Origin of the sequence: Geminicoccus flavidas (genome assembly GCF_009806515.1) — a bacterium.
GTDB lineage: Bacteria > Pseudomonadota > Alphaproteobacteria > Geminicoccales > Geminicoccaceae > Geminicoccus > Geminicoccus flavidus.
The window spans coordinates 1-1,253 of record NZ_WUJP01000180.1 but is presented as its reverse complement, the minus strand read 5'-3'; the positions used below and the strand labels follow the sequence as shown (position 1 = coordinate 1,253).

The following is a 1,253-nucleotide window of genomic DNA, read 5'->3' as shown; positions in this document are numbered from 1 at the left end:
GTGCCATCGTCAGGGGCGAGCGCCGGGAGTTCCACGCCCCGCTCGTGGTCCTGTCCGCCGGCGCCATCGCCACCCCGCCGATCCTGCAGCGCTCCGGCATCGGGCCGGCGGCACTCCTGAAGAAGCACGGCATCGAGGTCGTGGCCGACCTGCCGGTGGGCACCGGCTTCTTCGACCACCCCTATTGCCGCTACGAGCTCAAGCTGAAGAAGGAGTTCAAGTCGACCGATCCAAACGAGCGGCACACCAACTGCTGCGTGAAGATGAGCACGGGCCTGCCGGGCGGCTCGCCGCAGGACATCCTCTACATCTCGATGAACCATGGCGGCTTCGGGGTGGAGAGCGACAGCGCCCAGTTCGGCGAGGCCATGCTCAACTTGATCCTGATGTGGGCGAACAGCCGTGGCACGGTCGAGATCGCCTCGCCCGACCCGTTCGTGCAGCCGATCGTCGAGGAGAACATGCTGGACGACGCCAGCGACCTCGCCCGCATGCGCGTCGCCTACCGGCACCTGGCGGAGATCGCCAAGCAGGACGCGGTGCAGCGCATCTCGGACGACATCCTGCTGGCCGACACCGACCTGCCACTTTCCTGGATGGAGACCGCGACGGACGACCAGGTCGACGACTTCCTCCTGGAGCACTCCAACGACGCCCAGCACGGTGCCGGCGGCTGCCCGATGGGCTCGGCCGACTTCGACGACAAGAAGAGCGTGGTCGATCCGCACTGCAAGGTGCGCGGCTTTACCGGCCTGCGCGTGGTCGACGCCTCGATCATGCCGCTGGACTGCCAGGCCAACACCAACCTCACCACCATCATGATCGGCGAGAAGATGGCCGACGAGCTGCGCCGGGCATGATCACCGACGACGACGTCATTGAGCTGCTCTCGGCCCTGGTCGCGATTCCCTCGGTCAACCCGGCGTTCCGCCAGGTGGGCGATCCCGCCGAGTGGTTTGGCGAGGCGGCGGTCGGCCACGAGATCGCCCGCCGGCTGGCTGCGATGGGCCTGGAGCCGGAGCAGGACGAGGTCCTGCCCGGCCGTGCCAACGTGCTGGCGACGCTGAAGGGCACGGCCGGCGGCGGCCGCCGGCTCGTGTTCGAGTGCCACATGGACACGGTGCAGGTCACCGGCATGAGCATCGAGCCGTTCACGCCGGTGGTGCGCGACGGCCGCCTCTACGGGCGCGGCTCGGTCGACGACAAGGCCTGCATCGCCATGATGCTGCTCGCCATGCGCGAGCTGGCGAAGG

The 1,253-nt window shown here is 68.4% G+C and carries 2 protein-coding genes; both read left to right on the top strand.

The window, feature by feature from the left end:
• A partial coding sequence (locus EQG76_RS04935; RefSeq protein ID WP_200840561.1) for a GMC oxidoreductase occupies window positions 1-860 on the top strand: 860 nt, incomplete at its 5' end.
• The coding region (locus tag EQG76_RS04930; protein ID WP_159711124.1) for a M20/M25/M40 family metallo-hydrolase at window positions 857-1,253 on the top strand (397 nt) is incomplete at its 3' end. The genes EQG76_RS04935 and EQG76_RS04930, both read left to right, overlap by 4 nt.